The 26,823-nt window shown below is 64.9% G+C and carries 27 protein-coding genes and 1 tRNA gene; 20 read left to right on the forward strand and 8 right to left on the reverse strand.

Annotated elements, in window-relative coordinates; genetic code table 11:
* Positions 1 to 2 precede the first annotated feature (2 nt).
* Positions 3 to 953, reverse strand: coding sequence for a prephenate dehydrogenase (locus IBX22_RS18590; RefSeq protein WP_194816801.1), 951 nt, complete (start codon positions 951 to 953; stop codon positions 3 to 5).
* Positions 954 to 1,011: 58 nt separating this feature from the next.
* On the opposite strand from IBX22_RS18590, the gene IBX22_RS18595 reads away from it, so the two are divergent.
* The 3 genes from IBX22_RS18595 (at position 1,012) to IBX22_RS18605 (ending at position 2,140) form a co-directional block, all read left to right on the forward strand.
* Entirely contained in the window at positions 1,012 to 1,551 is a 540-nt protein-coding gene (locus tag IBX22_RS18595; RefSeq protein WP_194816802.1) for a tRNA adenosine deaminase-associated protein, read from the forward strand.
* A 14-nt stretch (positions 1,552 to 1,565) separates the two neighbouring features.
* A complete protein-coding gene (locus IBX22_RS18600; protein ID WP_228539147.1) occupies positions 1,566 to 2,000 on the forward strand; it encodes a nucleoside deaminase in 435 nt (144 codons plus the stop codon).
* 49 nt (positions 2,001 to 2,049) lie between these two features.
* Positions 2,050 to 2,140 (forward strand) — tRNA-Ser (locus IBX22_RS18605).
* Positions 2,141 to 2,183: 43 nt separating this feature from the next.
* Here the strand turns inward: IBX22_RS18605 and IBX22_RS18610 are convergent.
* A complete protein-coding gene (locus IBX22_RS18610) occupies positions 2,184 to 3,413 on the reverse strand; it encodes a site-specific integrase (RefSeq protein ID WP_309234668.1) in 1,230 nt (409 codons plus the stop codon).
* Positions 3,414 to 3,890, reverse strand: a complete 477-nt coding sequence (locus IBX22_RS18615) for a hypothetical protein (RefSeq protein ID WP_194816804.1) — start codon at positions 3,888 to 3,890, stop codon at positions 3,414 to 3,416.
* Positions 3,891 to 4,066: 176 nt separating this feature from the next.
* Between IBX22_RS18615 and IBX22_RS18620 the strand changes: the two genes are divergently transcribed.
* Genes IBX22_RS18620 through IBX22_RS18630 form a run of 3 tightly spaced genes read left to right on the forward strand, consistent with a single transcriptional unit; the run spans position 4,067 to position 6,353 of the window.
* Complete coding sequence (locus tag IBX22_RS18620) at positions 4,067 to 4,240, forward strand: helix-turn-helix domain-containing protein (protein WP_194816805.1); 174 nt, start codon at positions 4,067 to 4,069, stop codon at positions 4,238 to 4,240.
* Complete coding sequence (locus IBX22_RS18625) at positions 4,237 to 5,082, forward strand: bifunctional DNA primase/polymerase (protein ID WP_194816806.1); 846 nt, start codon at positions 4,237 to 4,239, stop codon at positions 5,080 to 5,082. The genes IBX22_RS18620 and IBX22_RS18625 overlap by 4 nt, the downstream gene beginning before the upstream one ends.
* Positions 5,082 to 6,353, forward strand: coding sequence for a hypothetical protein (locus IBX22_RS18630; protein ID WP_194816807.1), 1,272 nt, complete (start codon positions 5,082 to 5,084; stop codon positions 6,351 to 6,353). The genes IBX22_RS18625 and IBX22_RS18630 overlap by 1 nt, the downstream gene beginning before the upstream one ends.
* Before the next feature lie 440 nt (positions 6,354 to 6,793).
* On the opposite strand, the gene IBX22_RS18635 is transcribed toward IBX22_RS18630, so the two are convergent.
* The gene (locus IBX22_RS18635) at positions 6,794 to 7,129 is read right to left on the reverse strand and encodes a hypothetical protein (RefSeq protein WP_194816808.1); all 336 of its coding nucleotides are present in this window, start codon (positions 7,127 to 7,129) and stop codon (positions 6,794 to 6,796) included.
* A gap of 487 nt (positions 7,130 to 7,616) precedes the next feature.
* Between IBX22_RS18635 and IBX22_RS18640 the strand changes: the two genes are divergently transcribed.
* From IBX22_RS18640 to IBX22_RS18675, 8 genes are all read left to right on the forward strand, one after another.
* On the forward strand, positions 7,617 to 7,976 hold the full coding sequence (locus IBX22_RS18640) for a hypothetical protein (RefSeq protein ID WP_228538865.1): 360 nt from the start codon (positions 7,617 to 7,619) through the stop codon (positions 7,974 to 7,976).
* Positions 7,957 to 8,487 carry a DUF6879 family protein gene (locus tag IBX22_RS18645; RefSeq protein WP_194816809.1) on the forward strand — a complete coding sequence of 177 codons (531 nt, stop codon included), beginning with the start codon at positions 7,957 to 7,959 and terminating at the stop codon, positions 8,485 to 8,487. Before IBX22_RS18640 ends, IBX22_RS18645 begins: the two co-directional genes overlap by 20 nt.
* Positions 8,484 to 9,326 (forward strand): helix-turn-helix transcriptional regulator, encoded by an 843-nt coding sequence (locus tag IBX22_RS18650; protein WP_309234669.1) that lies wholly within the window; start codon positions 8,484 to 8,486, stop codon positions 9,324 to 9,326. The genes IBX22_RS18645 and IBX22_RS18650 overlap by 4 nt, the downstream gene beginning before the upstream one ends.
* A gap of 611 nt (positions 9,327 to 9,937) precedes the next feature.
* Complete coding sequence (locus tag IBX22_RS18655; RefSeq protein ID WP_194816810.1) at positions 9,938 to 11,434, forward strand: NAD(P)/FAD-dependent oxidoreductase; 1,497 nt, start codon at positions 9,938 to 9,940, stop codon at positions 11,432 to 11,434.
* On the forward strand, positions 11,431 to 12,564 hold the full coding sequence (locus tag IBX22_RS18660; protein ID WP_194816811.1) for a hypothetical protein: 1,134 nt from the start codon (positions 11,431 to 11,433) through the stop codon (positions 12,562 to 12,564). Before IBX22_RS18655 ends, IBX22_RS18660 begins: the two co-directional genes overlap by 4 nt.
* A 10-nt stretch (positions 12,565 to 12,574) precedes the next feature.
* Positions 12,575 to 13,171, forward strand: coding sequence for a TetR/AcrR family transcriptional regulator (locus IBX22_RS18665; RefSeq protein WP_194816812.1), 597 nt, complete (start codon positions 12,575 to 12,577; stop codon positions 13,169 to 13,171).
* 101 nt (positions 13,172 to 13,272) lie between these two features.
* Positions 13,273 to 13,473, forward strand: coding sequence for a hypothetical protein (locus IBX22_RS18670; protein ID WP_194816813.1), 201 nt, complete (start codon positions 13,273 to 13,275; stop codon positions 13,471 to 13,473).
* A 121-nt stretch (positions 13,474 to 13,594) separates the two neighbouring features.
* Positions 13,595 to 13,846 (forward strand): hypothetical protein, encoded by a 252-nt coding sequence (locus IBX22_RS18675; protein ID WP_194817886.1) that lies wholly within the window; start codon positions 13,595 to 13,597, stop codon positions 13,844 to 13,846.
* An 87-nt stretch (positions 13,847 to 13,933) separates the two neighbouring features.
* Here the strand turns inward: IBX22_RS18675 and IBX22_RS18680 are convergent, their stop codons facing one another.
* Positions 13,934 to 16,225 (reverse strand): MMPL family transporter, encoded by a 2,292-nt coding sequence (locus tag IBX22_RS18680; RefSeq protein WP_194816814.1) that lies wholly within the window; start codon positions 16,223 to 16,225, stop codon positions 13,934 to 13,936.
* Positions 16,226 to 16,435: 210 nt separating this feature from the next.
* On the reverse strand, positions 16,436 to 18,775 hold the full coding sequence (locus IBX22_RS18685; RefSeq protein ID WP_194816815.1) for an MMPL family transporter: 2,340 nt from the start codon (positions 18,773 to 18,775) through the stop codon (positions 16,436 to 16,438).
* A gap of 208 nt (positions 18,776 to 18,983) precedes the next feature.
* Between IBX22_RS18685 and IBX22_RS18690 the strand changes: the two genes are divergently transcribed.
* The 5 genes from IBX22_RS18690 (at position 18,984) to tgt (ending at position 25,158) form a co-directional block, all read left to right on the forward strand.
* The gene (locus IBX22_RS18690; protein ID WP_194816816.1) at positions 18,984 to 19,577 is read left to right on the forward strand and encodes a TetR/AcrR family transcriptional regulator; all 594 of its coding nucleotides are present in this window, start codon (positions 18,984 to 18,986) and stop codon (positions 19,575 to 19,577) included.
* Positions 19,578 to 19,626: 49 nt separating this feature from the next.
* Positions 19,627 to 20,106, forward strand: a complete 480-nt coding sequence (locus IBX22_RS18695; RefSeq protein WP_194816817.1) for an Rrf2 family transcriptional regulator — start codon at positions 19,627 to 19,629, stop codon at positions 20,104 to 20,106.
* A 72-nt stretch (positions 20,107 to 20,178) separates the two neighbouring features.
* A complete protein-coding gene (locus IBX22_RS18700; protein ID WP_194816818.1) occupies positions 20,179 to 21,912 on the forward strand; it encodes an ABC transporter ATP-binding protein in 1,734 nt (577 codons plus the stop codon).
* Positions 21,909 to 23,870, forward strand: coding sequence for an ABC transporter ATP-binding protein (locus IBX22_RS18705; RefSeq protein WP_194816819.1), 1,962 nt, complete (start codon positions 21,909 to 21,911; stop codon positions 23,868 to 23,870). Before IBX22_RS18700 ends, IBX22_RS18705 begins: the two co-directional genes overlap by 4 nt.
* 37 nt (positions 23,871 to 23,907) lie before the next feature.
* Positions 23,908 to 25,158 carry a tRNA guanosine(34) transglycosylase Tgt gene (gene tgt, locus IBX22_RS18710; protein ID WP_375540253.1) on the forward strand — a complete coding sequence of 417 codons (1,251 nt, stop codon included), beginning with the start codon at positions 23,908 to 23,910 and terminating at the stop codon, positions 25,156 to 25,158.
* A 1-nt stretch (position 25,159) separates the two neighbouring features.
* Here tgt and IBX22_RS18715 read toward each other — a convergent pair whose 3' ends face one another.
* Positions 25,160 to 25,453, reverse strand: a complete 294-nt coding sequence (locus IBX22_RS18715; protein ID WP_194816821.1) for a chorismate mutase — start codon at positions 25,451 to 25,453, stop codon at positions 25,160 to 25,162.
* 69 nt (positions 25,454 to 25,522) lie between these two features.
* Entirely contained in the window at positions 25,523 to 26,335 is an 813-nt protein-coding gene (locus tag IBX22_RS18720) for a queuosine precursor transporter (protein ID WP_194816822.1), read from the reverse strand.
* On the opposite strand from IBX22_RS18720, the gene IBX22_RS18725 reads away from it, so the two are divergent.
* On the forward strand, positions 26,334 to 26,819 hold the full coding sequence (locus IBX22_RS18725) for a DUF4190 domain-containing protein (protein ID WP_194816823.1): 486 nt from the start codon (positions 26,334 to 26,336) through the stop codon (positions 26,817 to 26,819). The two genes, IBX22_RS18720 and IBX22_RS18725, sit on opposite strands and share 2 nt — an antisense overlap.
* The last annotated feature ends 4 nt before the right edge of the window (positions 26,820 to 26,823 follow it).

Below are 26,823 nucleotides of genomic sequence, written 5' to 3' on the forward strand. Positions count from 1 at the left end.
GGTCAGGGGAGGGCGGTGATGACTCCGCCGCGCTGGCCGGCGTCGCGCAAGGACTCGAGCCAATTGTGGTCGCCGGGGCGGATATTGGTGACTTCCCAGCGGTCCGCGGTTTCGTAGTCACGGCGGCCGTCGTGCCCGGCTTCGACGAGTTCAGCGAGAGAACCGTTGTCGCGCAGGCTGTCTCGGGCGGCGTTCAGCACGGCGAGGGTGTCGTCCAGGACTTCGAGCAGTGCCGTGGCGTTCGGTTCACAGATGGCGCGCACCAGGTCAGGTGAGGTGCCGGCGACTCGGGTGCCGTCGCGGAAGGAGCCCGCCGCGAGTCCCAGCGCCAGCGGTCCGCCGCTCGCACCGCTGACGGCCAGCGCTTCGGCCAGCACGTGCGGCAGATGCGATATGCGAGCAACCGCGCGATCGTGGTCCGCCGCGACCACCGGGACGACTACCGATCCGCAGTCAAGCGCCAGCCGGACCACCCGGGTCCATGGCTCCGTATGGGTGCCCTCGTCGACGCCCACCGCCCACACCGCGTCCCGGAACAGTTCGGGAAAGGTTGCTGCCCAGCCGGATTCCGAAGTTCCCGCCATCGGATGCCCGCCGACGTACCGCGCCGCGAGCCCGTGCTTGTGCACCGCCGCAAGCACCGGCCCCTTCACGCTCACCACATCGGTCAGCGGGCACCCCGGCGCATAAGTGGATATCGCACTCAGCATGTGATCGACCGCGGGCATCGGCACCGCCACGACGACCAGCGCCTCGGACTCGGCCGCCCGGCTCAGGGCGCCCACCAGATCGGACGTCACGTCGAATCCATCGGCCCGCGCGGCCTGCGCCCCGTCCTCGGAACGGTTGTAACCCCAAGCCCGGTAGCCCGCGCCGGTGGCGGCACGCAGCAGGGAGCCACCGATCAAACCGGTTCCCAGCACGCATATCGGGGCCTTCGGGTCACGCGTCATCGGAACAGATTGGCATACGAGTTCAACATTTCGGGTCAGGCAGACTACCGTTGCGACCATGGCAGCACAGCGCTCGGGCACGAACAGTGCGGCGTCGGAAGACTATGACGCCGTGGAGGGGTTCGCCGTGGCGGTGGTCCGTGAAGAAGGCAAGTGGCGGTGCAGTCCGTTGAGCCAGGACGCACTCACAAATTTGTCCACAGCCGAGACCGAATTGAAGGCTTTGCGCAGCTCGGGCGCGGTCTTCGGGCTCTTGGACGTGGACGATGAATTCTTCATCGTGCTGCGGCCCGCGCCGAGCGGCACCCGGATGCTGGTCTCGGACGCGACGGCCGCGATCGACTACGACATCGCCGCCGATGTGCTCGAGGCGCTGAACGTCGAGATTCCCGATATCGATCCGGACGAACTCGACGATGTCGAGCCCTGGGAAGAGGGCGATCTGGGCGTGCTCGCCGATCTGGGCCTGCCGGAGCCGGTGCTGAGCGTCATCCTCGCCGACACCGACCTGTACCCGGACGAACAGCTCGGCATGATCGCCCAGCGCCTCGGTTTCGCCGACGAACTATCGGCGGTCCTGGACAAACTGCCACGGTGATATCGGACGCGGAGATGCTGCGCGCCGCGCTCGCCGCGGCCGCCACCGCCGATCCCCGTGACGTCCCGGTCGGCGCTGTCGTCTTCGACGCGTCCGGCCGCGAACTGTCCCGCGCCGCCAACGCTCGCGAAGCCCTCGGCGACCCGACCGCCCACGCCGAAGTCCTCGCCCTACGCCAAGCCGCCACCGTCCACGGCGACGGCTGGCGCCTCGAGGGCTGCACCCTCGCCGTCACCTTGGAACCCTGCACGATGTGCGCCGGCGCCCTCGTCCTGGCCCGCGTCGACCGCGTCCTCTTCGGCGCCTGGGAACCCAAAACCGGCGCCGTCGGCTCCCTCTGGGACGTAGTCCGCGACCGCCGCCTCAACCACCGCCCCCAGGTCCGCGGCGGCATCCTCGAACCCGAATGCGCCGCCCTCCTGGCCTCCTTCTTCACCCGCCAACGATGACCATCCAGGCGATTTAGTGATCCGCCCCCGCTCCGGTATGGTTGTCGGCGGTGGCGTGTCCGAGCGGCCTAAGGAGCACGCCTCGAAAGCGTGTGACGGGTAACCCCCGTCCGAGGGTTCAAATCCCTCCGCCACCGCCAAAGCCCCTCACCTGTTCATCCAGGTGAGGGGCTATTTCTTTGACTATGCAGCGGGCTGATTGCGCTCTGTGACAAGAATTTGACAAGAACAGCTACCAGCGCTTGTCTCAGCGGACCCTTTGCCGCCGGAATACTTCTCGTTCATTGCCAAGGCTACGCGGTCCAAGTCGTCATCGAACAGGTCCGCGTAGGTGTTGAGCGTTTCCTTCGCGTCCTTGTGGCCGAGCAGTCGCGCCAGCGCCAGGACGTTCGCGCCTGCCGACACAGCCAGCGACGCACACGTGTGCCGAAGGTCGTGCGGCGTGATCGGCTGCACCTTCGACCGCTTCACCGCGCCAGCGAACCAGCCGTCCGCCGACTTCGGACGTGGAAGATACTTCTCCGCGTCGCCCGGGTGGGGAAACACGAGCGCGTTCCGGTCCCTGCCCTTCACGTGCTCTTGCAGCTGATCGAGGATGAACTTGGGCACGGGCACCGTGCGGATTTCCTTGCCCTTCGTTTCGCCCTCCGCATGGTCGACACCCAACTGAACAGCGTTGTCGGCAACCGTGATCCGTGCACGGCGAAAGTCGATATCGCGAACCCGGAGTGCGATCAGCTCGCCCCAGCGCGGGCCGCAGTACCCGAGCATGAGCACCAGGAGGTCGTTCTTCCCGGCTTGCTTCGCCAAGCGGTCCAAGTCCGCCGAGGTGAGGTAAACATGGCGCTTCTTCTTCTTGTCCGGCAGGTTCTCGACGCCCCGCGCCAGGTTCTTCGGTAGGCGCTTCGCCTTCACCGCTGCATCGAGAATCCCAGCCAGCACGCCGTGTGCCCGGATGATCGTGGTCGCACCGTCAGAAACCTTGCCGCCCTTTGCCTTCTGAGCTTCGGCCTTCGCCATCGCGGCAAGGCGCATGTCGGTAACCCACTCCTCGACGGAATCGAGATTGATATCCGCGATACGAACGCTGCCCCAACGCGGCTCGACGTGAGTGCGCCAAGCTGCGTCAAGAGTGCGGTAGTTCGACGGCGCGGTGCTCGCCTTCTTTCCTTTCAGCCATGCCGGGGCCAACTCGGACACTGTGACGCGGCCCAGAGACGGAGCGACATACTCCCCGTCCATCTTCTTAACCTCCACCTTGTTGGCAAAGGCGTTGGCTTCGGCCTTCCGGAGGAATCCGCGCTTACCGGTGGGCTTTCCGTCCGGCTTGTTGTAGGCAACTCGATAGCGAATCCCCTTGTCGCCCTTGATTTTCGGGTCTGGCTTTACCTGATACTCGTGAACGGAAGCCACTTACTCCCCACCCTTTTCCTTCAATATCTCGTCGTTCATCCACAGGATGAACTGGCGTAGCGCTTGGCCCTGCGCCTGCGGCGAGAGCTCCTGGTACATCGGGCCAACCGTCTCCATGAACATCTGCATCGGGTCGCCAGGATCGCGGGTCTGGGCGAGCCTCGGCTGCAACTCCTTCCGCGCCGTCGCGATGCCGTCCACGAGCGCCATCAGTGTGGAAGTCTGCGGCACTCCGCCAGCCTCCATGTGCTTGATAGTGCGTAGCGGAACCCCGGACAACTCGCTAAGTCGAAGCTGAGTCACGTTGAACGCCTTGCGATCTCGCATGACTAGCCCGGTTAGGGCCATTCGGTCAGCCTTGTCCAACCGATTCCCGCGCCGCGCTTGATGCAGCAGCCAGCGCACATCCTCTTCGTACTCAGCGTCAGCGGCGGCGTAGAAAACCTCGTCGTGATCGTCGTCACTCTCGTCGTTCACTGCGGTTCACCTCTTTCCATTCTCGCCCCCTGCAAGTGCAATTACTGTAGCAGAGTTGCACCCCAGAGGTGCCTCGACCGCGAATCTGTCGCCAACTAGCGCTATAGTCCCTGAATGAGGGTGCAAGAGAGTCGATAGTTTTGCACCCCACGAGATGGTGAAGGAAAAGGAGCTTCATGATCACCACTCCGATGAGCCCCGCACAGGCGGCGCGAATGGCCGGATGTCACCAGAACTCGATCTACGCCGCACTCCTGGCAGGGGAGCTGAGGGGCTACCAGCGGACTGCACCGAAGGGGCGGTGGCGGATCTTCCCCGAAGACCTCTCGCGATGGATCAAGGGCGAATGAGCACAGCAAAGCGCCCGGTCTGTGCTGCAACACAGACCGGGCGTGAGTGGCACCCCTACCAGAAGGATGTTCCAAGAATCATGTCCAATTCTACGGCAAGCGGTTCGGTGCCGGGTGCCGCACTGCTGGACCATGCGCTGGCGTATGCCCGTGTGGGGCTGGCAGTGCTTCCCCTGACACCGCAGGGGAAGGCTCCGGCATCGGCGCACGGCAAAGACGACGCAACTACCGACCCCGCGCAGATTCGGGCCTGGTGGCTGCGTAATTCACACTGCAATATCGGGATTCGCCCGTACACCGGTGTCGTGGTGCTCGATGTCGACCCGCGCTCCGGCGGCAGTCTCGATGCGCTGGGGCAGATTCCCGAGACATGGACCGCTGCGACCGGCGGCGGTGGCTGGCACTTGTGGTTCCGCTGCGGTGGCAAAGTGCGCGGCAAGCTCGACGGAACCCCCGGCGTGGACATCAAAACTCACACCGGGTACCTCGTCGCACCGCCGAGCGTTCACCCCACCGGCACTGGCTACGAGTGGACCAATCGCGCCCCGATCGCTGCTCTGCCGTCACACCTCGACACCCGGGTCCGTGTTCCTGCGGTGCTGCCGTTTCCTGCCGCGCCGTTCAGCCGTCACCGGGGTTCGGTGGCGGGACTGGTCAATGCCGTGCAGAAGGCGGCAGAGGGGCAGCGTAATCAGGTCCTGTTCTGGGCTGCCTCCCGTGTATGCAACGAAGGCGGCAACCCGGCTGCATTGCGGGCAATCTCGGACGCCGCAGAAGGCTGCGGGCTGTCTCGTACCGAGATCGAACGCACGATCCGGTCGGCCCAACGGGGTGCTGCCTGATGATGCTGGTGGACTACACGAACGCAGCCCTCGAGCGGAACGGGGAGACGGAGGAAGAGTTCTGGGACAAACGGCCGGTGCTCGGCCATGTGCGGGACTTCGCGCGTGCTCGGATGTGCGGCCCGTGGTCGACACTGGGTGTGGTGCTGGCACGGGCAGTCGCATCGGTACCGCCCGATGTCAGGCTTCCTGCCACTGTCGGCGGTCCCATGTCGCTCAACCTCTTCTTCGCCCTGGTCGGGCCTTCCGGTGCAGGCAAAGGGGCAAGTGAATCCGCAGCGTGCGACGCGGTGGAATTCGTGGACTATCTCGGCCGCCCTATCGAGGTCCCGGTTCTGCCTCTGGGCTCGGGCGAGGGAATCTCTCGGACCTTCCGTCCGGCGGGTACTGCCGATGACGCGGGCAACCACATCGACCGCGCGCTGTTCTCGGTCCCGGAGATCGACACTCTGTCATCGCTTTTGGGGCGGCAGGGATCGACGCTGGAGGGTGAACTCCGCAAGCTCTACAGCGGGGAAGCACTGGGGTTCACCAATGCGCAGAAGGCCACCCGTTCGGTTGTGCCCGCTCATTCCTATCGGGCAGCGCTGACGGTCGGAGTTCAACCCTTGCGTGCCGAAGCGCTGTTCGCCGGTGCCGATGGTGGCACAACCCAGCGGTTCGTCTGGCTCGACGTCCGTGACCCGGACGCCCCCGACATCACCCCTGCCGCTCCTGCACCCCTCGAGGTGCGTGCACCCGCGTGGAAACCCTGCGCACTCGAGATTCCGGAGGTGGCACGCCACACGATCCGGCGCAACCGTATCGCCCAGCTTCGAGGCGAAGACGTCGATCCGCTCAACGGTCACGCGCTGCTGTGCAGGCTCAAGGTCGCTGCCGCGCTGATGATCCTGGAAGGGCGCAGTGTGGTCAACGAGCAGGACTGGGCGCTTGCCGGGGAAGTAATGGTGTTCTCCAACCAGACCCGTACTGCCACCCAGCAGGCGCTGAACGAACGAATCACCCAGGCACACCGGGCACGTGGGATTGCCGTGGTGGCGCGAGACGAAGCGGAGGGTGAGACCCGGCGGGGCAAGGCTCGCGAGGCTGTGTCGAAACTGCTGCGAGGCAAGCACGGTCCGGAACTTTCCGCATCGGAGATCCGCAGGAAGGTGAACATGATGCACCGCAACTTCCTCGAGGACGCCTTCGAGGACCTGACCGACTCCGGCGCAATTGTCGGCATCGAGGTCCCCGGCGGGACGCGGTACAAGCTGACCGAACCCTGCTAGCGGTACACCCCGTACCGGGCGTACACCCCTGAAAACTGTGCGCTACCAGCACATACACGGGGTGTACCGGGCGTACGGGGTGTACCTGTCCGGCACAGCGCACAGCCCCGACACCTCCAAGTGAGGGGCGGGGCTTTCTGCACTCCGGTAACTGCGGTCGACACGCTCGACGGTGCTTGCTGGCGTCGAGGCGGGTGTTCGGCTGGAGTTGTCGAACAGCGACGTGAGCGCGCAATGCGACCGACACCCCCGGCACTTTGAGGGTGCCGAGGGTGGCCGTGGTTCTTACCGCCCGTAGGCGTTGATCACGTCGCTACCGTTGTCGTCGTGGTTCTCGGCTTCGTTCCAGTTGTCGTGAGCCTGGCCGTCAGGCCCAGGTCCCTCAATCTCAACCATCATTTGTTGATCACCTCCTTCGAGCGTCGTTGCCATCAGGGGTCTTAGGGGTCATCGGCGAAGATCGGTAGCGAGATCGTCCGGGAGTAGGTGAACTCCGGGTTCACCGTGACCACGTCGCTGTACTCGACCAGCTCAGGCGGAATCCCAGCGCTGAAATGCGAAGCCGAGGGCACGAATACGGCTTCGGCATCGTCTCGTTCCACCGCCTGGAGCAGACGCATCAGCCGGTTGTCGGTGTAGCGGTCGAACACGATGGTCTTGGCCAGGTCATAGCCGAGCCTTGCTGCCCGACTTCGTATTTGGATTTCATCCCAGGCTTGGGAAACACCGGAGACGTCCCGGCGTAGGTATCCGATCGCGGTAGGCCGTTCCCTCATCGGTCCACCCCTCCGGCCTGGTACCGGCGTTGGCGGACACAGATACCGCCGCTGGTCGAACGAAGCACTTGGACTCGAGGCCACGCCCCGATCAACGCAAGACCGATACGGGTGATCTGCCACAAGTGCGAGTTGCCGCCGTGACAGACGAACCGGTTGCCGACAAGCACCTCCAGCGCCTTACGGACCGAGGTGTCACAGAACCCGGAAGCGTCCCGAATCTCTTTAACCGTCAGGGAATCGACCGGTGCCTGTGCCAGTGCCCGCAGCACCGACGCTTGTGAACCTGTCAGTGCCACGGCCAGCCCCTTCGTTCGTTGGCTTGCACTCGGAGCCGGGCTGTTGGGCTCCGGCCCCGAGCGCTGATCTAGACGCTACGAACCGAGCCGTGCCGCAGGCCATGAAGTTGCTTGAGATTGCTTCAAATAATGTTGATGTTGCCCTTCTTTGAGACACCAAATCGGCAGTTATGGACCATGATTGGAAGATGAGCAATACGGAGCACCTTGACGAGATACTGCCTCTGACGTTCCTCGGAAAGAACACCAACGGCGGCCATTCCCCAACCCTGTACCGCACTGCGCGCGGCACCTACATAGTTCAAGGCTGGCGCGTGCCCGAGCATCCAGAGCTCATCGAGATCAGCCACCCGCTCCTGGCCTTCCTGGAGCCGGGAACCTGCCTGGGAACCTTGCTAACCGACACGGGGCACGGCACATTCACACTGACTGGAGGGCCGATCACCAACCCGGAAGCGTTGCGGCAGATGGATATACCTAGCCACGAAGCCTGCGTAGAGGTTCCAGCCGGAAAGGAGGTTCGGCGGGATGTTCTTCATGCTCGGTGACGATTTCACCGATCTGTTCCGGCACTGTCAGCGGTCCGCATTTCACCTCGAGCTACAGGACACCTACACCACGCCGGAGGAAGCCGAGCCGTTCAACCTGTTCTTAGCAGGCCAGCCCGACGACTACGCCTGGATGCAGGGATGGACAGATCTTGTTAGCGACACCGCGAAGCGGGGGGTGACCTTCCAGCGCGTTCGCGTCGTCACGGAACCGCTGGTCGACTACCAGCGCTGGACCCTTGCCGTTTCCCGGCTCAACATCGAGGCAGGGGAGGACATCAGGTACTTGCCCCGTCACCTCACCGCTTCCGACGAGTTGCCCATTGATGATTACTGGCTATTCGATGACGAAGCCGTTGCTTTCACGCTGTTCACCCAGGACGGTGCGGCGGCCGGCGCGGCTGTGACCACGGATTCAGCCATAGTTCAACGCAGCATCGACGTAGCAGAAGCTGTGTGGTCCCGGGCGACTCCACACGACCAATACGTTCGGACTACCGTCGGATCGTGACCGATGTCCATGAAGCGCGCGAAGCGCTCGGACAACAGCTGAGAGACCTCCGTAAAGACGCCGGTCTCACGGGCCGCCAGCTCGCAACGTCAGCGGGCTGGCACCCGGCCAAAATCTCGAAGATCGAGCACGGAAAACAGACTCCAACCGAAGACGACGTACGTGCGTGGTGTAACCACACCAGAAGTCCGCATCACGTCGCAGACCTGATTGCAACGCTGCGCCATCTGGACGCCGCGTACATCGAGTGGCGGCGCATCTGCGCGACCGGGACACGTCGTAGACAACAGCAATCGGTTTCGCTCGAAGCGGAGACCAAACTCATTCGTGGCTACGACCCGGGGCTTGTCCCGGGCCTGCTGCACACCCCTGAGTACGCCGGAGCGATCCTGCGCCAGGTGGCGGACTTCTACCGCACCCCCAACGATGTCGAAACGGCGGTAGCGGTCCGCATGGAACGCCAACAGCGGTACCTCTACCGAGGCGATCACCGGGTTCACTACCTCATTGGCGAGCAAGCGCTCTACACCACCGTTGGCGACGACGATGTGATGCTGGGACAGCTCGATCGACTGCTGATTGCGATAGCACTCCCCCGGGTCGAACTGAACATCGTCCCGCTTGCGTCGAACTATGTTGTGCCACAAACGAATTTCGTCATCTACGACCAACGCTTAGTCCAAGTGGAAGCTGTGACAGCCGAGCTGTCGATAACGCAACCCCGCGAGATTGCGCTGTACGAGAAGGCGTTTCGAGCGATGGTTAGCCAGTCGGCGACCGGCAAGTCGGCGCGGGGGCTGATCCGCAAAGCTCTCGACGCACGGACAGGAACGTCCTGACCTATACCCGAATATGAGTGGATCAACTTTGGTGGCTTAGAAACGAAACCAGGCCCCGGTCCTTGAGCTCACAGGCCCTGGGGGACACCCCTTGCCCCGTTCCGGCTCGATGCGTTACGTATAGCAGTCGAGCCGCAGTACGGGTATCCGGGTCACGGCCGGATAACAAAGACCCTTGGAATGCGTATGGCCGGTGAACAACGGAGTGGTGCGGTGTGAGCCGTGAGGGCGGCGGGGGGGTGGTGGCCCCAGGTAGGAGAGCTGCGCCCTGGGCGAGGCAAGGCTAGGAACGCCCGGAGATTCATCGGGAATCAGTAGGAAGGAGGGGCTTTAGCTGACAAGATTTTGACAAAGAACCCCGGTCGAAGAGTGTTCTTGAAGGTGTACCCGGGTGAATGAATACCTCACTCCACCAAGGAATTTGCGATATCGGCCCTGGTTATGGTAGCGGGGTGAAGGAGAGTTCAAATCCCTCCGCCACCGCCATGAAGCCCCTCACCTGTTCATCAGGTGAGGGGCTTTTTGCTGCTCGCTTCCGTTCCGCTATTGACAGACCAGCACATCTCGGTCATACACTCTCGGCACATCTGTATGACCAAAGGTGGTTGATCGTGGTGGTTGGTAGGCGAGCCGTTGTTCTCGGTGGCAGTGTCGCGGGGTTGTGTGCGGCCGGGGCGGTGGCGCCGTTCTTCGATGAAGTGCTTGTGCTGGAACGGGATTCGCTGCCGGCCGGGGCGGATCATCGGCGGGGCGTGCCGCAGAGCAAGCACCCGCACTTCCTGTTGAACTCGGGGCGGCGGTCGATCGAGGCGTTGTTTCCCGGCTTCGAACAGGCCTTGCTCGAGGCGGGTGGACAACTGCTCAACGCCTCGCTGAACACCGCGTATTGCGAGGCCGAGGGATGGGCGCCGCGCAAACGCGGGTCGATGACGATGATCTACGGTTCGCGGATCATGATCGAGCGGGTGCTGCGCGACAAGGTCGCCCAGGTCAGCAACGTGACTGTGCGGGAGCAGGTGGGGATCCGGGGGATTCAGACCGTGGACGGCGGTACCCCGGACGGGCGGGTCACCGGCGTGCGGGTGCAGGGCACGAGTCGCACCGAGGAACTGATCGAAGCCGATCTGGTGATCGATGCGATGGGGCGGGGATCGGCGGTGACCAGCTGGCTCGCCGCAGCGGGCTGGGAGGAGCCACCGGTGCGTTCGCTCGACGCCAAGGTCGGCTACACCTCGATGTGGCTGCAACTCCCGAAGCAACGCCCCGAAACCTGGTGGTGGGAACACATGGCGATCATGCCCAGCCAGGACAAGGGCGCGCACCCGCCCGAGCACGACTTCCTGGTCAACTTCTTCCCGATCGAAGGCGATCGCGCGATCGCGTGCATGGGCGCCTGGGGCCTGGAATTGCCCAAGGACACCGACGATTTCGTGGCCGCGGCCCGAAAGATCCGGACGCCCGCGTTCGCCGCCGCGATGGATCTGTGCGAGGAGATCTCGGAGGTCCATCACACGCGTTCGACCGGAAACAAGTGGCGCCGTTTCGATTTGATGAAAAATCCGCCGCTGGGCCTGTTCGTCATCGGCGATTCGATCTGCGCCTTCAATCCGTTCTACGCGCAGGGGATAAGTTCGGCGGCCCGCTCCGCACTCCTGCTGGCCGAAAAGATCAGGGGTAACAACACCCTCGATCGCCGCTTCCTCACCGAATTCCTTACGGCGCAGCGTAAATCGCTGAGTGTGCCGTGGATGCTGGCGATGGCCCGGGATCAGGGTTATGAGCATGCGACCGGCACCGAGGTCGTCGCACCCTGGCGGCGCCGGATCTCGGCGGCGTCGGTGTGGCCGGTGTTCAATCTGATCTCCACCGCAGGCCGGGAAGACCCGGTCGTCGAAGATCACTTCGCCCGCGTGTTCAATCTCGACGAGTCGATGTCGGAGATGCTCCGGAGCCCGCGCTTCCTCGCCGGCCTGCTCCGGCACAAGATCAAGATGATGCTGGGCCTCGCCAAACTGCCGCGTGCTTTCGATATCGCGCAGGACCCGCCGGGCACCGACTACACCGAGGACCAGCCGGTGGCCGCCAGCGAGTCCGGAGTCGCGGCATGAGTGCGACTTGCGATCCGGTCGCCGAACGCATTACCAAGGATCTCGGCTTCTCCTGCCATGACGTGAATCCGATTGTCACCCTGCGCAACCCGGCGGACTTGGCGAACTGGACCCTGCCGGTCCTGGAACTCTTGATCATCGCCGGCGCGATCTTCGCGCTCGTGCACGCGGTGCGCCGGCTGCGCCGGGACGGCGACCCGGCCAATCTCGCGCTGTGGTTCGCCTCGCTGGTCTACCTGTTCGTCATCGAACCGCCGCTGTACTTCCCGGAATGGTTCGGCCTGCAAGAAGAAGTCGGATTCTTCTTCGCGCACAACGTGTTCACGGTGCAGTTCATGTACGACCGGCTACCGCTGTACATCATCGCCATCTACCCGGCCCTGAGCCAGCTGGCCTACGAGCTGGTCCGCAGCCTCGGGGTCTTCCAGCGCAAGCGCGGGGCCCTGATCGGCGCGGTCTGTGTGGCTTTCGTCTGCCAGGTGTTCTACGAGATCTTCGATCAGCTCGGGCCGCAACTGAAATGGTGGGCCTGGAATCTGGACAACGATCTGAACCAGCCGTTGCTGGCGTCGGTGCCGCTGAACAGCGTCATGTTGTTCGCGTCGGTGTCCTTCGGCACCCTGACCTATCTGATCGTGAAGCTGGTCGGGCAGCCGAGCTGGCGTGGCCGCAAGCTCGGGGCCGGATCGCTGCTCTGGCGGGTGCTGGTGGCGGGCGCGCTGGTGCCGATCAGCATGTCGGTCGCGGGTATTCCGGCTTCGATCTTCGGCGGCGATTCCCCCAACCGGACCGCGCAGGGCATTGTGCTGGCCATCGAGATCGCCGCCCTCTGGATCGTCGGCGCGATCCTGCTGTTCCAGGCGTGGCGACGGGGCAGCTCCGAAGCGCTCACGCCCTACGTTCGCATCTATCCGGTCGTCTATCTGGCGGTGTTCGCGGTGTTGTGGGCTGCCGCGCTGCCCGAATTCTTCGATGCCCGCGACGGAGTCACCGAAGGCGGCACCTATATCGGCAACGCCCCCTACACGGCGGCCTGCTTCGTGGTTGCCCTCGTCTGTCTCGCCGCGGTGTACTTCCGTCGCGAGTCCGCTGAGCGGCCGGAGAAAGGTCCGGCCGGAACCACCGTGTGATAATCCTGCGGTGAGAACCCGCGGCTGGGATGGTGATCTACCCCGAGACGAAACCGAGGCCCGGGGCCGGATCGTCGCCGCCGCCACCCGCTGTGTCGACCAGCTCGGCCCGACCAAAGTCAACATCGCGGCGGTCGCCGCCGAGCTGGGCATCACCCGTCAAACGGTGTACCGCTATTTCCCCAGCCTGCCCGAACTGCTGCTGGCCGTCGCCGAAGCCGGAGCGGAGCAGTTTCTCGATCGGATGCAGGCCTTCGTCGCCCACATCAGCACGCCGGTGGAGGCCGCCACCGAGTCGATCGTGTTCACCCTGAGCACGATTCGCAGCGAGCCCTACCTCGGGCTGCTGCTGCAGACCGGGGAGAACGTGGCGTTCAGTCGCGGCGCCACCTCCGCCCGCGCCACCTCCTACGGCGCGCAGATGCTGGCCCGTATGCCCGTCGACTGGCCCGCCTTCGGCATCCGCGACGACGAGCTGCCCGACCTCGCCGAAATCATCATGCGACTCACCTTCTCCTTCCTCCAGTACCCGGCCGACCCGCCGCATTCCGACGATGAGCTGCGCACTCTGATCCGCCGCTGGCTCGGCCCCGCATTGCGCGGATAAAGCGTGTCCCGGTGGGTATAACGCCCACCGAACAGGAGCGGGAAAGAGCGCCGCGCAGATGCGTCGCCGACTGTCCGCTAGAGAGAATGCGCGAGAGTTACATGAGAATCGGAAGTGTCATAGTTCTGATCTGGCTGCTGATCGGTGTGGTCGCTGCATTTCAGCGAGATTATTTCGACAGTGGGCCGGTCAACTGCGCCGGGTTCGGCACGATCGTCGTGACCGTGATCTCGGGTCCGCTCAACTACATGGGCGTCAACCCCAAGGTCGACGATTGCGATGTGCCGCAACCCAGTCCGTAAGCACGCCATACGGACCAACGCCCGGCTACCGACTCGGTAGCCGGGCGTTTGCTATTTGCCGACAAGCACCGGCCAGTCACTGTTGCCCGCGTACCGTCGAGGGGGAAGGGAAGCGATATTTATGCGCGAGCGAGCTGCTTATGGGCGACCGGAGCGCGAGCACGGTCTCCCCTCACGGATAGCGAGCGTCCTGCTCATGGTCTGGTTGGCCATCGGGCTGTTCGCCGCAGTTCAGCGCGGCTATTTCACGAACGGCCCGATCACCTGTTCCGGGTTCGGCACCATCGCCCTCACGGCGGTGTCCGGCCCGCTCAACTACACGGGAGTCAACCCGAAGGTCGGTCAGTGCACCTTGCCGCAGCCGAGTGAGTGACACCGGCTGCACGTCCCCTCAACCCACGATCCAGCAAACAACGAGCCCCCCATGCCGTGGCATGGGGGGCTCGGTTCGACGCCTGCCTCAGCTGGTGCGCGGCTCGGCGTACTCCGCCGAATGCCCTTGCAGCTCACGCAGTTTGGTGCCCTCGATATCGATGTCCAGCACGATCCGATCCAGCCACCTCGGCATCCACCAGGCCCACTTGCCCAGCAGCACCAGCAGCGACGGAATCAGCACCATGCGCACCAGGAACGCGTCCAGCAGCACGCCGACCGCCAGCGCGAAGCCCATCGACTTGGCCGTGGCGTCGGTCTCCAGCAGGAACGAGCCGAACACCGAGATCATGATGATCGCGGCCGCGGTGACCACGCGCGCGCCGTGGTGGTAGCCGTTGATCACCGCTTCCTTCGGCGACTTGCCGTGCACGTATTCCTCGCGCATGCGCGTCATCAGGAACACCTGATAGTCCATGGCGAGACCGAATACCAAGCCGATCAACATGATCGGCAGGAAGCTGACGATCGCGTGCGGATCCTTGATCAGGCCGAACTTGCCGTCCTGGAAGATCAGCACGGTCGCGCCGAAGGTGGCCGCCATGGACAGCAGGAAGCCGAGCGCCGCGGTCAACGGCACCAGCACCGAGCGGAACACCGCGATCAGCAGGAGGAACGCCGCACCGGCCACGATCGCCAGGTAGGGCACGATCTTGCTGAGCAGCACGTGGTCGATATCGGCGTAGATCGCGGTGGTGCCGGTGATGCCGTATTCCATCCCGTACTCGGATTTCAGCTGCGCCTCGGCGTCGCGGGCCTCCGACACCAGGTCCTTGGTGGCCTTGGCATTCGGTCCGTCGTTCGGCACACCCTCGATCAGCGCGCCGCCGCCGTCCTCACTCAGCATCGGCTCGGTCACGTAATCCATGCCCGGGTAGGACGCGAGCTTGTCGTGCAACGAGCTCAGCGCGGCCTCGCGGCGCTCGGCGGGCACATTGCTCAGGTCGACCGCCACCTGCAGGATGCCGTTGCTGCCCGGCCCGAAGCCTTCGGTGCGCAGGTCGTAGGCCTTCCGGACGGTGGAGGTCTTGGGCATGCTGTCCTCGCCGGGTAGCCCGAGATTCAGGCCGGCGGCGGGCGCGGCGAGCAGACCCAGGATCAGCACGCTGAGCCCGAGCGTCACCCAGGGCGCGCGGGCGATCAGGCGGGCGACGCGGGTGCCGACGCTGACGACGCTGTCGTCTTCGGGGTCATCCTTGGCGATGTAGGGCAGCTTCGGCTTGAACAGGAACCGCCCGAAGGCGCCGAGCAGCGCGGGCATCAGCGTGATGGCGGTGAGCACCGCGAACGCGGCCGCGACCGCGCCGCCCAGACCCATGAAGGTCAGGAACCGGACCCCGACGATGCTGAGTCCGACCAGCGCGATGATGACGGTCAGACCGGCGAACACGACCGCCGAACCGGCGGTGCCGAGCGCGATACCCGCCGCCTCCTCCGGTGAATCCTGAACTGCCAGTTCGTGTTTGTAGCGCGAGACGATGAACAGCGCGTAGTCGATGGACAGCGCGATGCCGATCATCGAGGCCAGGAACGTGGTGAAGCTGGGCACCGACAGCACCGAGGTGCCGAGGAAGATCAGCGAGGTAGCCGCACCGAGGCCGATGATGGCGGTGATGATCGGGACGAACGCGGCCACGATCGCGCCGAACGCGATGATCATGACCAGGAACGCGACGCCCATACCGATCATCTCGGATTTGCCGCTCGGCATCTCCTGCTCCATGGCGATGCTGCCGCTCATCTCGACCGTCAGCCCGGCGGCCCGCGCCGCGTCACCCGCCGCGTAGGCGGCCTCGCGGTCCTCGGCGGTGACCTTGGAGAAGTCGGTGATGGTGAACGGGACGCTGAAGTAGGCGACTGTATCGGGGGCGGTCTTGTTCAGCACGTTCAAAGGCGCGCCACTGCACTTGGCAGGGTCGGCGTCGGGAACCAGGCAGCCCATCTTCTCGGTCGCCGCGATCGGGTCGGCGAGCGGCTTGGCGTGGTCGACGATGCCCAGCGCCTCGACCTTGCCGATCAGCTCTTTGATCGCGGCCTGGTTGGGCGGGTCGGTGAGCTTCTGCCCGGCGGGCGCGCCGATCACATAGGTGCCGGTGACGGCGTCGAACTTGAAGCCCTCGGACATGCCGGGGAAGTGCTTGTCGAGGATGTTGGTCGCCCGTTCCGAGGGCAGGTTGGGCATGCTGAAGTCGTCGGTCATCGGCTTCTTCAGCCCGTTGCCGAGCGCGCCGAGAACCACGAACAGCAGCAACCACACGGGCAGCACAATCCATTTGCGGCGGAAGGCGAACTTCCCCCACCGATATAGCCATACAGACACGGGTTCTCCTCGCGGTGATCGGATCGAGCCTGATAGACACGCCACACCGGTCAGAGCGCCGGTGGATAACCGAGCTGAAGAGCGGAACTTGTTCCGAGTCTGCTGTGGTCCGCGCACAAGATCAAGAACCGACGGCAGCTGTTATGAAGGGGAAACGCACTCGGCCCCGCACCTGAGGCAGGTGCGGGGCCGAGCGTCGCGGGGGAGAGGTCAGCTCACGCCGACCGGCTCCTTCTGCAATTGCACTGTCTTCTGCTGCAGGCCCTGCAGCTTGGCGCCTTCCACATCGATGTCGGGCAGGATCCGGTCGAGCCACTTCGGGATCCACCAGGACCACTTACCCATGAGCACCAGCAGCGACGGGATCAGCACCATGCGGACGATGAACGCGTCGAACAGCACGCCCGCTGCCAGCGCGAAGCCCATGGACTTCGCCGTCGCGTCCGGCATCAGCATGAAGCCGCCGAACACCGAAACCATGATCACCGCAGCGGCCGTGACCACGCGGGCGCCGTGGTGGTACCCGCTGATCATCGCCTCCTTGGCGGACTTGCCGTGCACGAATTCCTCGCGCATACGGGTCACCAGGAACACCTGGTAATCCATGGCCAGGCCGAACACCAAACCGATCAGCATGATCGGCAGGAAGCTGATGATCGGCTGCGGATCCGCGATCAATCCGAACGCGCCCTCCTGGAAGATGAGGACCGTCGCACCGAACGTCGCCGCCATGGACAGCAGGAACCCGAGCGCCGCGGTGAGCGGTACCAGGATCGAGCGGAACACCAGGATCAGCAGCAAGAACGCGGCGCCGGCCACGATGGCCAGGTACGGCACGATCTTGCCGAGCAGCACGTTGTCGACGTCGGCGTAGATCGCGGTGACACCGGTGACGCCGTACTCCATGCCGTATTCGGACTGGAACGCACCTTCGGCGTCCCGAGCATGCTTGACCAGGTCCTTGGTGACCTGCTCGTTCGGACCCGTCTTCGGCACACCGTTGAACATCGCGCCCGCGCCGTCGGCGCTGGACATGGTCGCGGTCAGGTAATCCATGTCCGGGTAGGACGCGATCTTCTCGCGCAGCGCGGTGAGCGCCGGTTCCCGTTGCGCGGCCGGGACATCGCTGAGGTCGACCGCGATCATCAGCAGGCCGTTGCTGCCTTCGCCGAAGCCCTCGGTGCGGATGTCGTAAGCCTTGCGGACGGTGGTGTCCTTGGACATGCTGCCCTCGCCCGGCAGGCCGAGGTTCATCCCGGCCGCGGGGGCGGCCAGCGCGCCGAGCACGACGACGCTCAGGATGAAGGTCAGCAGCGGCATCTTGCCGATGACGCGGGCGAACCGGGTGCCGTTGGTGACCGAGCTGTCGTCTTCCGGGTCGTGCTTGGCGACGAAGGGCACCTTCGGTTTGAACAGGAACCGTCCGAAGGCGCCCATCAGCGCCGGCAGGAAGGTGATCGCGGTGAGCACCGCGAACGCGGCGGCGATAGCGCCGCCGAGGCCCATGAACGTCAGGAACTGCACGCCGACGATGCTCAGTCCGAGCAGCGCGATGATGACGGTCAGTCCGGCGAACACCACCGCCGAGCCTGCGGTGCCCAGGGCGATGCCCGCGGCTTCCTCGGGCGAATCCTGCACGACCAGTTCGTGTTTGTACCGGGAGACGATGAACAGCGCGTAGTCGATGGACAGCGCGATGCCGATCATGGTCGCCAGAATCGGCGTGAAGGTCGGGATCGTCAGGAACGAGGTGCCGAGCAGGATGGTCGAGGTCGCCAGGCCGAGGCCGACGATCGCGGTGATCAGCGGCACGAACGCGGCGATCAGCGCACCGAAGGCGATGATCATGACGAGGAAGGCGACGCCGAAGCCGATCGCCTCCGACGAGGCGCTGGGCTGCTCCTGCTCGAGCGGCAGGGAGCCACTCATCTCGACGGTGAGTCCGGCGTTGCGGGCGGCGTCGGCGACGTTGTAGGCCAGCTTCCGGTCCTCGGGGGTGACGTCGGCAATGGTCGCCATCTTGAACGGGACTTCGAGCACCGCGACCGTGTCGGGCTGGGCGCCCAGCACGTTCAACGGCGCACCGGCGCAGTAGGACTTGGCATCGGCGCTGGCGCGGTCGACAGCCACGCAGTCGATCGTCTTCTCCGGGCCGATCGGCATGCTTTCGGCCATCGTGATCGGGTTGACCAGCGGCTTGTTCTCATTGCCGCTGTCGACGATCGGCAGTTCGCGCAGCTTGGCGATCAGGTCGTCGACGGCGGTCTTGTTGGCCGGATCGGTGAGCTTCTGGCCCTCCGGCGCCTTGATCACATAGGTGCCGAGGACGGCGTCCATGCTGAATTGTGCCGACATGCCGGGAAAGTGCTGGTCCAGGATGTCGGTGGCCCGCTCGGACGGCAGGTTCGGCATGGAGAAGTCGTCGTTCATCGGCTTGCTGATGACGCCTGCGACGCCGCCCACCACGATCAGTAGGACCAGCCAGACGGGAAGCACGATCCATTTCCGGCGGAAAGCGAACTTTCCCCATCTATAGAGAAATACGGACACGGGGGGATACTCCTAAGCGAAAGACAGTGGGACGTGCTGAGTTCCGGGGCGCGTAGACAGCACTCGCGGGGCCCCTGCATGGCCCTCGCCTCCATTGACGCTTTCTGCCTACCGTGCGGTAGGTAGACTACCGAGCGACTAAGTGGAGGTACAACCTCTATTTTCAGTGGCACGGTTAGCGCGGCTCACTAAGTAGGACAGGACATCGATGGACACCTCAGCGACGACCCACTCCGTTCCCGCAGGTAGCGGGACTAAAACGGCAATTCGGGACGCCGCGGTGGAGCTGTTCGGCAGCAAAGGATTCGAGCAGACGAGCCTCCGCGAGGTCGCCGATGCGGTAGGAATCACAAAGGCCTCGCTCTACTATCACTACCCCTCGAAGCTGGATCTGCTTGTCGCGATCGTGAATCCGATCGTCGAGCACATGCGCGCGGTGGCCGAGGACATCAAGACCGTCCCCTTCAGCGCCGAGGGCGTGCGGACCGTGCTGCAGACCTACATCCGGGGCATGCTGCGCAACCGTGACGCGGGCGCACTGTGCGTGCGCGACACCGTCGCGATCCTCAACGCGATGGCCGGTCGCTACCCGGACATGTTCGAATTCGGCCGGCAACTGGGGGATTGGCTGGCCGGCCCGGACCCGAGCCCGGAGCAGAAACTGCGGGCCAGCGCCGCGCTGCAGGTGCTCGAGGTGGCGTTGTTCTCCGGCGAAGTCGCGCCGGAGGCGGACGAGGCGCTCATCGAGACCACGCTGCTGGATGCGGCCACCTGTGTACTGACCGCCTGCGGCACGAACTAGCGCAGTAGATTTCATAGCGGAACAACCGGGAACCGAGCAGGGAGCAGCAGTGCATATCACCGCGAAGGTCGACTACGCGGTGCGAACCCTGCTCGAAATCGCCAAGGGGGGTGGGTCCGCCGCGCTCAAAGCCGACGCCATCGCGACCGCGCAGCAGATCCCGCCGAAGGTGCTCGAGACCGTGCTCGGCGAACTGCGCCGGGCCGAGCTGGTGATCAGCCGGCGCGGACCCGACGGCGGGTACTGGCTGGCCCGGCCCGCCCTGGACATCTCCATCGCCGACGTGATCCGCGCGGTCGAGGGCCCGCTGGCCTCGGTGCGCGGCGAGCGGCCCGAGGACGTGAAATACGAAGGCGTGGCCGAGCCGTTGCAGCAGGTCTGGATCGCGGTGCGGGTGAATCTGCGTGCCGTGCTGGAGAACGTGTCGATCGGCGACATCGCCGACGATCAGCTGCCGGAATTCGTCGGAGCGCTGATCGCCGACCCCGGCGCCTGGGCGCGCCGGGAGCCGCACGTGCAACCCAGCTGAGCGCACCGGTTTCATGCCCGCCGCTAAACCTCGCGACGGGCGTCACCACCAGCCGGTAGCCTGCCTAACATCATGTTGATCCGACTGCTCCGCACCTCCCTCGCCCCCTACCGTGCCCAACTGGCCGGGGTCGTTGTGCTACAGCTGATCTCGGTTATCGCGATGTTGTATCTGCCCAGCTTGAACGCCGATCTGATCGACAACGGCGTCACCAAGGGCGATATCGGATATATCTGGAACACCGGTTTGTGGATGCTCGCGGTGACCGGTGTGCAGATCGTCGCGTCCGCCTGCTCGGTATATCTGGGGGCGCAGGCCGCGATGGCGGCGGGCCGGGATATGCGCGGGGCGCTGCTGCATCGGGTCGGCACCTTCTCCGCGCGCGAGGTCGGCCAGTTCGGTGCGCCGTCGCTGATCACCCGCAATACCAATGACATTCAGCAGGTGCAGCTGCTCATCGTGATGTCGGCGACCATCCTGGTGATGGCGCCGATCATGTGTTTCGGCGGCATCTTCATGGCGTTGCGCGAAGACCTCGGGCTGTCCTGGCTGTTGCTGATCGCGGTGCCCGCACTCGCTGTCGCGATGGGCTTGATCGTGGCCCGCATGGTGCCCGGCTTCCGGGATATGCAGCACCGGATCGACGAGGTGAACCGGGTGCTGCGCGAGCAGATCACCGGTATCCGCGTGGTGCGCGCTTTCGTCCGGGAACGGCAGGAGACCTGGCGTTTCGGGCTGGCGAACTCGGAGCTCACCGATACCTCGCTGCGCGTCGGGCGTTTGATGGCGCTGATGTTACCGGTGGTCATGCTGATCTCGAACGTCACCGCGGTCGCGGTGATCTGGTTCGGCGGGCACCTCGTCGAAGACGGGACGATGCAGATCGGCTCGCTGACGGCGATGCTGTCCTACATCATGCAGATCCTGATGGCCGTCATGATGGCCTCGTTCCTGGCCATGATGGCGCCGCGCGCCGCGGTCTCGGCTGATCGGATCGGCGCGGTGCTGGACACCGAGACCTCGGTGGTGCCGCCCAAGTTCCCGCAGCCGTTCGCCGCCGACCCGGCCTCGGTGGACGTGTCCTACGCCGAATTCGCCTATCCGGGCGCGGAGAAGCCGGTCTTGAAGGCGATCAAGTTCGAGGTGAAGCCGGGGACGACGACCGCGATCGTCGGATCCACCGGCGCGGGTAAGACCACGCTGCTCAACCTGATTCCGCGGCTCATCGACGTCACCGACGGCGCGCTGTATGTCGGCGGCACGGATGTGCGCCACCTCGATCTGGAGCTGCTGCGCGAACACATCGGTTTGGTGCCGCAGAAGGCGTACCTGTTCTCCGGAACCGTCGCGAGCAACCTGCGCTACGGCAAACCCGACGCCACCGACGAAGAACTTTGGCGCGCACTGGAAATCGCGCAGGCCGATGATTTCGTGCGGGACATGCCGCAGGGCCTGGACACGCCGGTCGCCCAGGGCGGCACCACCGTTTCCGGTGGTCAGCGGCAGCGCTTGGCGATCGCCCGGGCGCTGGTGCGCCAACCCCGGATCTACCTGTTCGACGATTCGTTCTCCGCGCTCGACGTGGCCACCGACGCGCGACTGCGCGACGCCTTGCGGCCGGTGACCAGGGACGCTTCGGTAATCATTGTCGCGCAACGGATTTCCACCATCCGCGACGCGGACCAGATCGTGGTGCTGGAGGACGGGGCGATGGCGGGGATCGGGACCCACGAGCAATTGCTGCGTGACTGTCCGGAGTACCAGGAAATCGTCGAGTCCCAGCTGTCCGCGGAGGAGGTGCGATGAGGCCCGGAGTCAATCCCGGTGCGCCGGACGCGAAGCCGAAGTCCTTCGGCCCGTCGCTGAAGCGGCTGATGCGCCGGCTCACGCCGGAACGGTTCTATGTCGGGCTGATCATCGCGCTCGTCGTCATCTCGGTGGTGCTCAACACCCTCGGCCCGTACCTGCTCGGCAAGGCGACGAACCTGGTGTTCGACGGCGCGGTCGGCAAGCAGCTGCCCGCGGGCGCCACCAAGGACCAGGTGATCGAAGAGCTTCGGTCCAAGGGCGACAACACTTTCGCCGACATGCTCGGCGCGATGGACGTCACCCCCGGGGTCGGCGTCGACTTCGGGGCTGTCGGCCGGGTGCTGATGCTGGTGCTGGCGCTCTACATCGGCGCCTCGGTGTTCGGCTGGTTGCAGGCGTTCCTGCTCAATATCGTCATCAACCGCACGGTGAAGCGCCTGCGCAGCGATATCGAGGAGAAGATCCACCGGCTGCCGTTGCGCTACTTCGACACCGCGCCGCGCGGTGACCTGCTTAGCCGGGTCACCAACGATGTCGACAATGTCTCGACCAGCCTGCAGCAGACCATGAGCCAGCTGCTCACCTCGCTGTTCACGGTGATCGGCATCCTGATCATGATGTTCTGGATTTCGCCGCTGCTGGCGGTGATCGCGCTGCTCACCGTGCCCGCCGCGATCATCATCACCGCGCAGATCGCGAAGCGGTCCAAGCCGCACTTCGTGAACCAGTGGAAGTACACCGGTCTGGTCAACGCCCAGGTCGAAGAGGCCTACACCGGGCACGAGGTGGTCACCGCGTTCGGCCGCAACCGCGAGGTCGGCGAGGAATTCGACAAGCGGAACCAGGAGCTCTACGAGTCGAGCTTCAAGGCGCAGTTCATCTCCGGCCTGATCATGCCGTCCATCATGTTCCTCGGGAACGTGAACTTCGTGCTGGTCGCGCTGGTCGGTGGCCTGCGGGTGGCGACGGGCAACCTCTCCCTCGGCGAGGTGCAGGCGTTCATCCAGTACTCCCGGCAGTTCAGTCAGCCGCTGACCCAGATCGGCGCGATGGCCAACCTGCTGCAGTCCGGTGTGGCCTCGGCGGAACGAATCTTCGAGATCCTCGACGCCGAGGAGCAGTCCGCGGACCCGGTCATGGACAGCATCCGCCCGCTGGATCGCGGACGCGTCGAGTTCGAGGGCATCTCCTTCCGGTACGACCCGGAAAAGCCGGTCATCGAACGGCTTTCGCTGATCGCCGAGCCGGGTCATGTGGTCGCCATCGTCGGCCCGACCGGTGCGGGCAAGACGACACTGGTGAATCTGCTCATGCGGTTCTACGAACTCGACGCGGGCACCATCACCATCGACGGCGTCGACATCACCGAGATGACGCGCGACAACCTGCGCTCCCGCATCGGCATGGTGTTGCAGGACACCTGGCTGTTCAAGGGCACCATCCGGGAGAACATCGCCTACGGCAACCCGAATGCCAGCGAACTGGAAATCCTCGAGGCCGCCCGTGCCGCCTACGTCGACCGGTTCGTGCACGCGCTGCCCGACGGCTACGACACCGTCATCGACGAAGAGGGCTCCGGCGTCAGCGCCGGTGAGAAGCAGCTCATCACCATCGCCCGCGCGTTCCTGGCCAAGCCGTCCATCCTGATCCTGGACGAGGCGACCAGCTCGGTCGACACCCGCACCGAACTCCTGGTGCAGCACGCGACCGCGGCCCTGCGCCGCGACCGCACCAGCTTCGTGATCGCCCACCGCCTCTCCACCATCCGCGACGCCGACCTGATCGTCGTCATGGAGGCGGGCCGCATCGTCGAACACGGCAACCACGAACGCCTGCTCCAGGAACGCGGCGCCTACTACCGCCTCTACAACGCCCAGTTCGCCGCCGCTCTCACCGACGGCGCGGGCACCCTCGAAGATCCCGAACCGGACGCGGTCACCCTCGGCAAGAGCTGAGCGCAGCGCGGGATTTCCACCTGGGAAGATGTATCTCGTGTCTGACCCCGAACAGTTCTCCTTCCGCATCGATGCCCGGCTGGACGGCGGGCGGCACGGCCGTGCGGGGGTGATCAGCACACCGCACGGCGAGGTTGCGACGCCGGCGTTCATTCCGGTGGGCACCAAGGCGACGGTGAAGGCGGTGCTGCCGGAGACCATGAAGGAGCTCGGGTCGCAGGCGCTGCTCGCCAACGCCTACCACCTGTACTTGCAGCCCGGCTCGGACATCGTGGACGAGGCGGGCGGGCTCGGGAAGTTCATGAACTGGGACGGACCGACCTTCACCGACAGCGGCGGCTTCCAGGTGATGTCGCTGGGCGTCGGGTTCAAGAAGGTGCTGGCCATGGAGGCCGTCGGCGTGCAGAACGATGACGTGATCGCCAAAGGCAAGGAGCGCCTGGCCACCGTCGACGACGACGGCGTCACGTTCCGTTCGCACCTCGACGGTTCGAAGCACCGTTTCACGCCCGAGGTGTCCATGGGCATTCAGCATCAGCTGGGCGCCGACATCATGTTCGCCTTCGACGAGCTCACCACGCTGCTGAATACCCGTGGCTACCAGGAGCGGTCGCTGGAGCGCACGCGCCTGTGGGCCAAGCGCTGCCTGGACGAGCACGAGAAGCTGACCGCCGACCGGGCGCACCGCCCCTACCAGGCGTTGTTCGGCGTGATCCAGGGCGCGCAGTACGAGGACCTGCGCCGCTCGGCCTGCCGCGGTCTGGAGGAGCTGCGCGGCAGCGGCGGCAGCGGTTTCGACGGTTACGGCATCGGCGGCGCGCTGGAGAAGCACAACCTGGGCACCATTGTCGGCTGGTGCTGCGACGAACTGCCCGAGGCCAAGCCGCGCCACATGCTCGGCATCAGCGAGCCGGAGGACATCTTCACCGCGGTCGAGAACGGCGCCGACACCTTCGACTGCGTGAACCCGTCCAGGGTCGCCCGCAACGCCGCGATCTATGTGGCCGAGGGCCGGTTCAATATCAACACCGCCCGATTCCGCCGCGATTTCACCCCGATCGACGACACCTGCGACTGCTACACCTGCGCCAACTACAGCCGCGCCTACATCCATCACCTGTTCAAGGCGAAGGAGATGCTGGCCGCGACGCTGTGCACCATCCACAACGAGCGCTACACGGTGCGCCTGGTGGATCGCATCCGGGAGTCAATCCTGGGCGGCTACTTCGACGAGTTCAAGGCCGAAACCCTCGGCATCTGGAAGGGCCGGATCCAGACCCCGTCCTAGCTCATTCGCGGGTCAGTTCGGCGTGCTCGCTCAGTTCGAGATCGATGAACGCCCCGATCATGGCCCGCCACACCGCTTCGGCCACCTCGGGAGCCAGCCCGGCCGCGGCCGCGCGCTCCCGGGCCAGCGTCACCACGCGCGCCACCCGATCGGGCGCGCGCACCGCCTGCTCGTCGGTCTTGAAGGTGGCGGCGGTGCGGACCAGCCCCTGCCGCTCGGCAAGCAGTCGAATCAACTGGGCGTCGAGGGCGTCGATTCGGGCGCGGACTTCGTCGAGAGACTGTGGAGCTGACACGGTCGCCGACCCTAGCCGAAAGTGACGCGCCCCCGCCGATCGGCGGGGGCGCGTGCGACATGGTGCACATCAGACGTGCAGCGGGTCGGATTCCTTTGGCGCGTAAGTAGGTTCGTGCTTCTTCAAGTATCCGATGACCTGGTAGGTGATCGGCATGACGAGCAGTTCGACGAGGGTCTTCCAGAGGAAGCCGACGATCAGGTAGTTGAGGAACTGCTGCCAGGTCTCGATGCCGATGACGCCGGCCGCGATCGAGCAGAAGATCAGGGTGTCGGCGAATTCACCGACCACGGTGGAGCCGATCAGCCGGGCCCACAGGTGTTTTTCCTTGGTCCGTTCCTTGATCAGCACCAGCGTCGCGGAATTCAGCAGCTGACCCACGAAGTAGCCGAGCAGTCCCGCGAGCACGAGGCGCCAGCTGGTGCCGAGCACGGTCCGGAAGGCTTCCTGATGTTCGTAGAAGCCCGCGGCCGGCAGCTGGACCGCGATGGTGAAGCAGGCCACCATCAGCACCAGTGCGCCGAAGCCGTAGTAGATGGCGCGGCGGGTGGCACGGAAGCCGTACACCTCGCTGAGCACGTCGCCCAGCACGTAGGCCAGCGGGAAGAGGAAGAAGGCGCCGTCGGTGCCGATGGGCAGGATCTGGAACGGGCCGACCGACAGCGATTCGCCGCCGAAGAACTCCACGCCCTTGCTGGCGCAGACATTGGAAATGATCAGTGTTGCCGTGAACAGCGCCACGATGGGTGTGTAGTACCCCCGCGCAACCTGGGCGAATGCCGCATGGGTCGGCGCGGGGTGTCCAGACCGGTCGGGTGCTGGGTTTGTCTGTAAGTCACTCACAAGGTTTATCCAACCAGGTCTCACATACCCTGTATCCATGACGAAGCCCGGCGATTCCGACGAATGGTGGAAGCAGTACGGCGGTGAAGGCGTGTCCGCTGACTCCGGTGCGCAGCCTTCGACTCCGCAGTACCCGACTTCCGAGCCGTCCGGGTATCCGTCGGCTCCGCAGTACCAACAGCCCCCGGCGCAGCCGTATCAATCCGCGCCGCAACAGTTTCCGCAGGCCCCGGGCCCGGCGTATCCGAGTCCGCCCGGATATCAGCCTTACGGTTACGCGCCGGCGCCCAGCCAGACCAACGGCTTGGCGATCGGTGCGCTGGTCTCCTCGCTCGTCGGTTTCTGCAGCTGCGGCATCGGTTCGCTGGTCGGCATCGTGCTCGGCGTGATGGCGCTGAATCAGCTGAAGGAGAACCCGTACCAGGACGGTCGCGGCATGGCCCAGTCCAGCATCTGGGTCGGTGTCGCCGGCATCGTGGTCACCATTCTTTACTGGACCCTGGTCATCTTCAGCGAGAACTGACCGG

The sequence above is a fragment of the Nocardia sp. XZ_19_385 genome (assembly GCF_015355755.1).
Lineage (GTDB): Bacteria > Actinomycetota > Actinomycetes > Mycobacteriales > Mycobacteriaceae > Nocardia.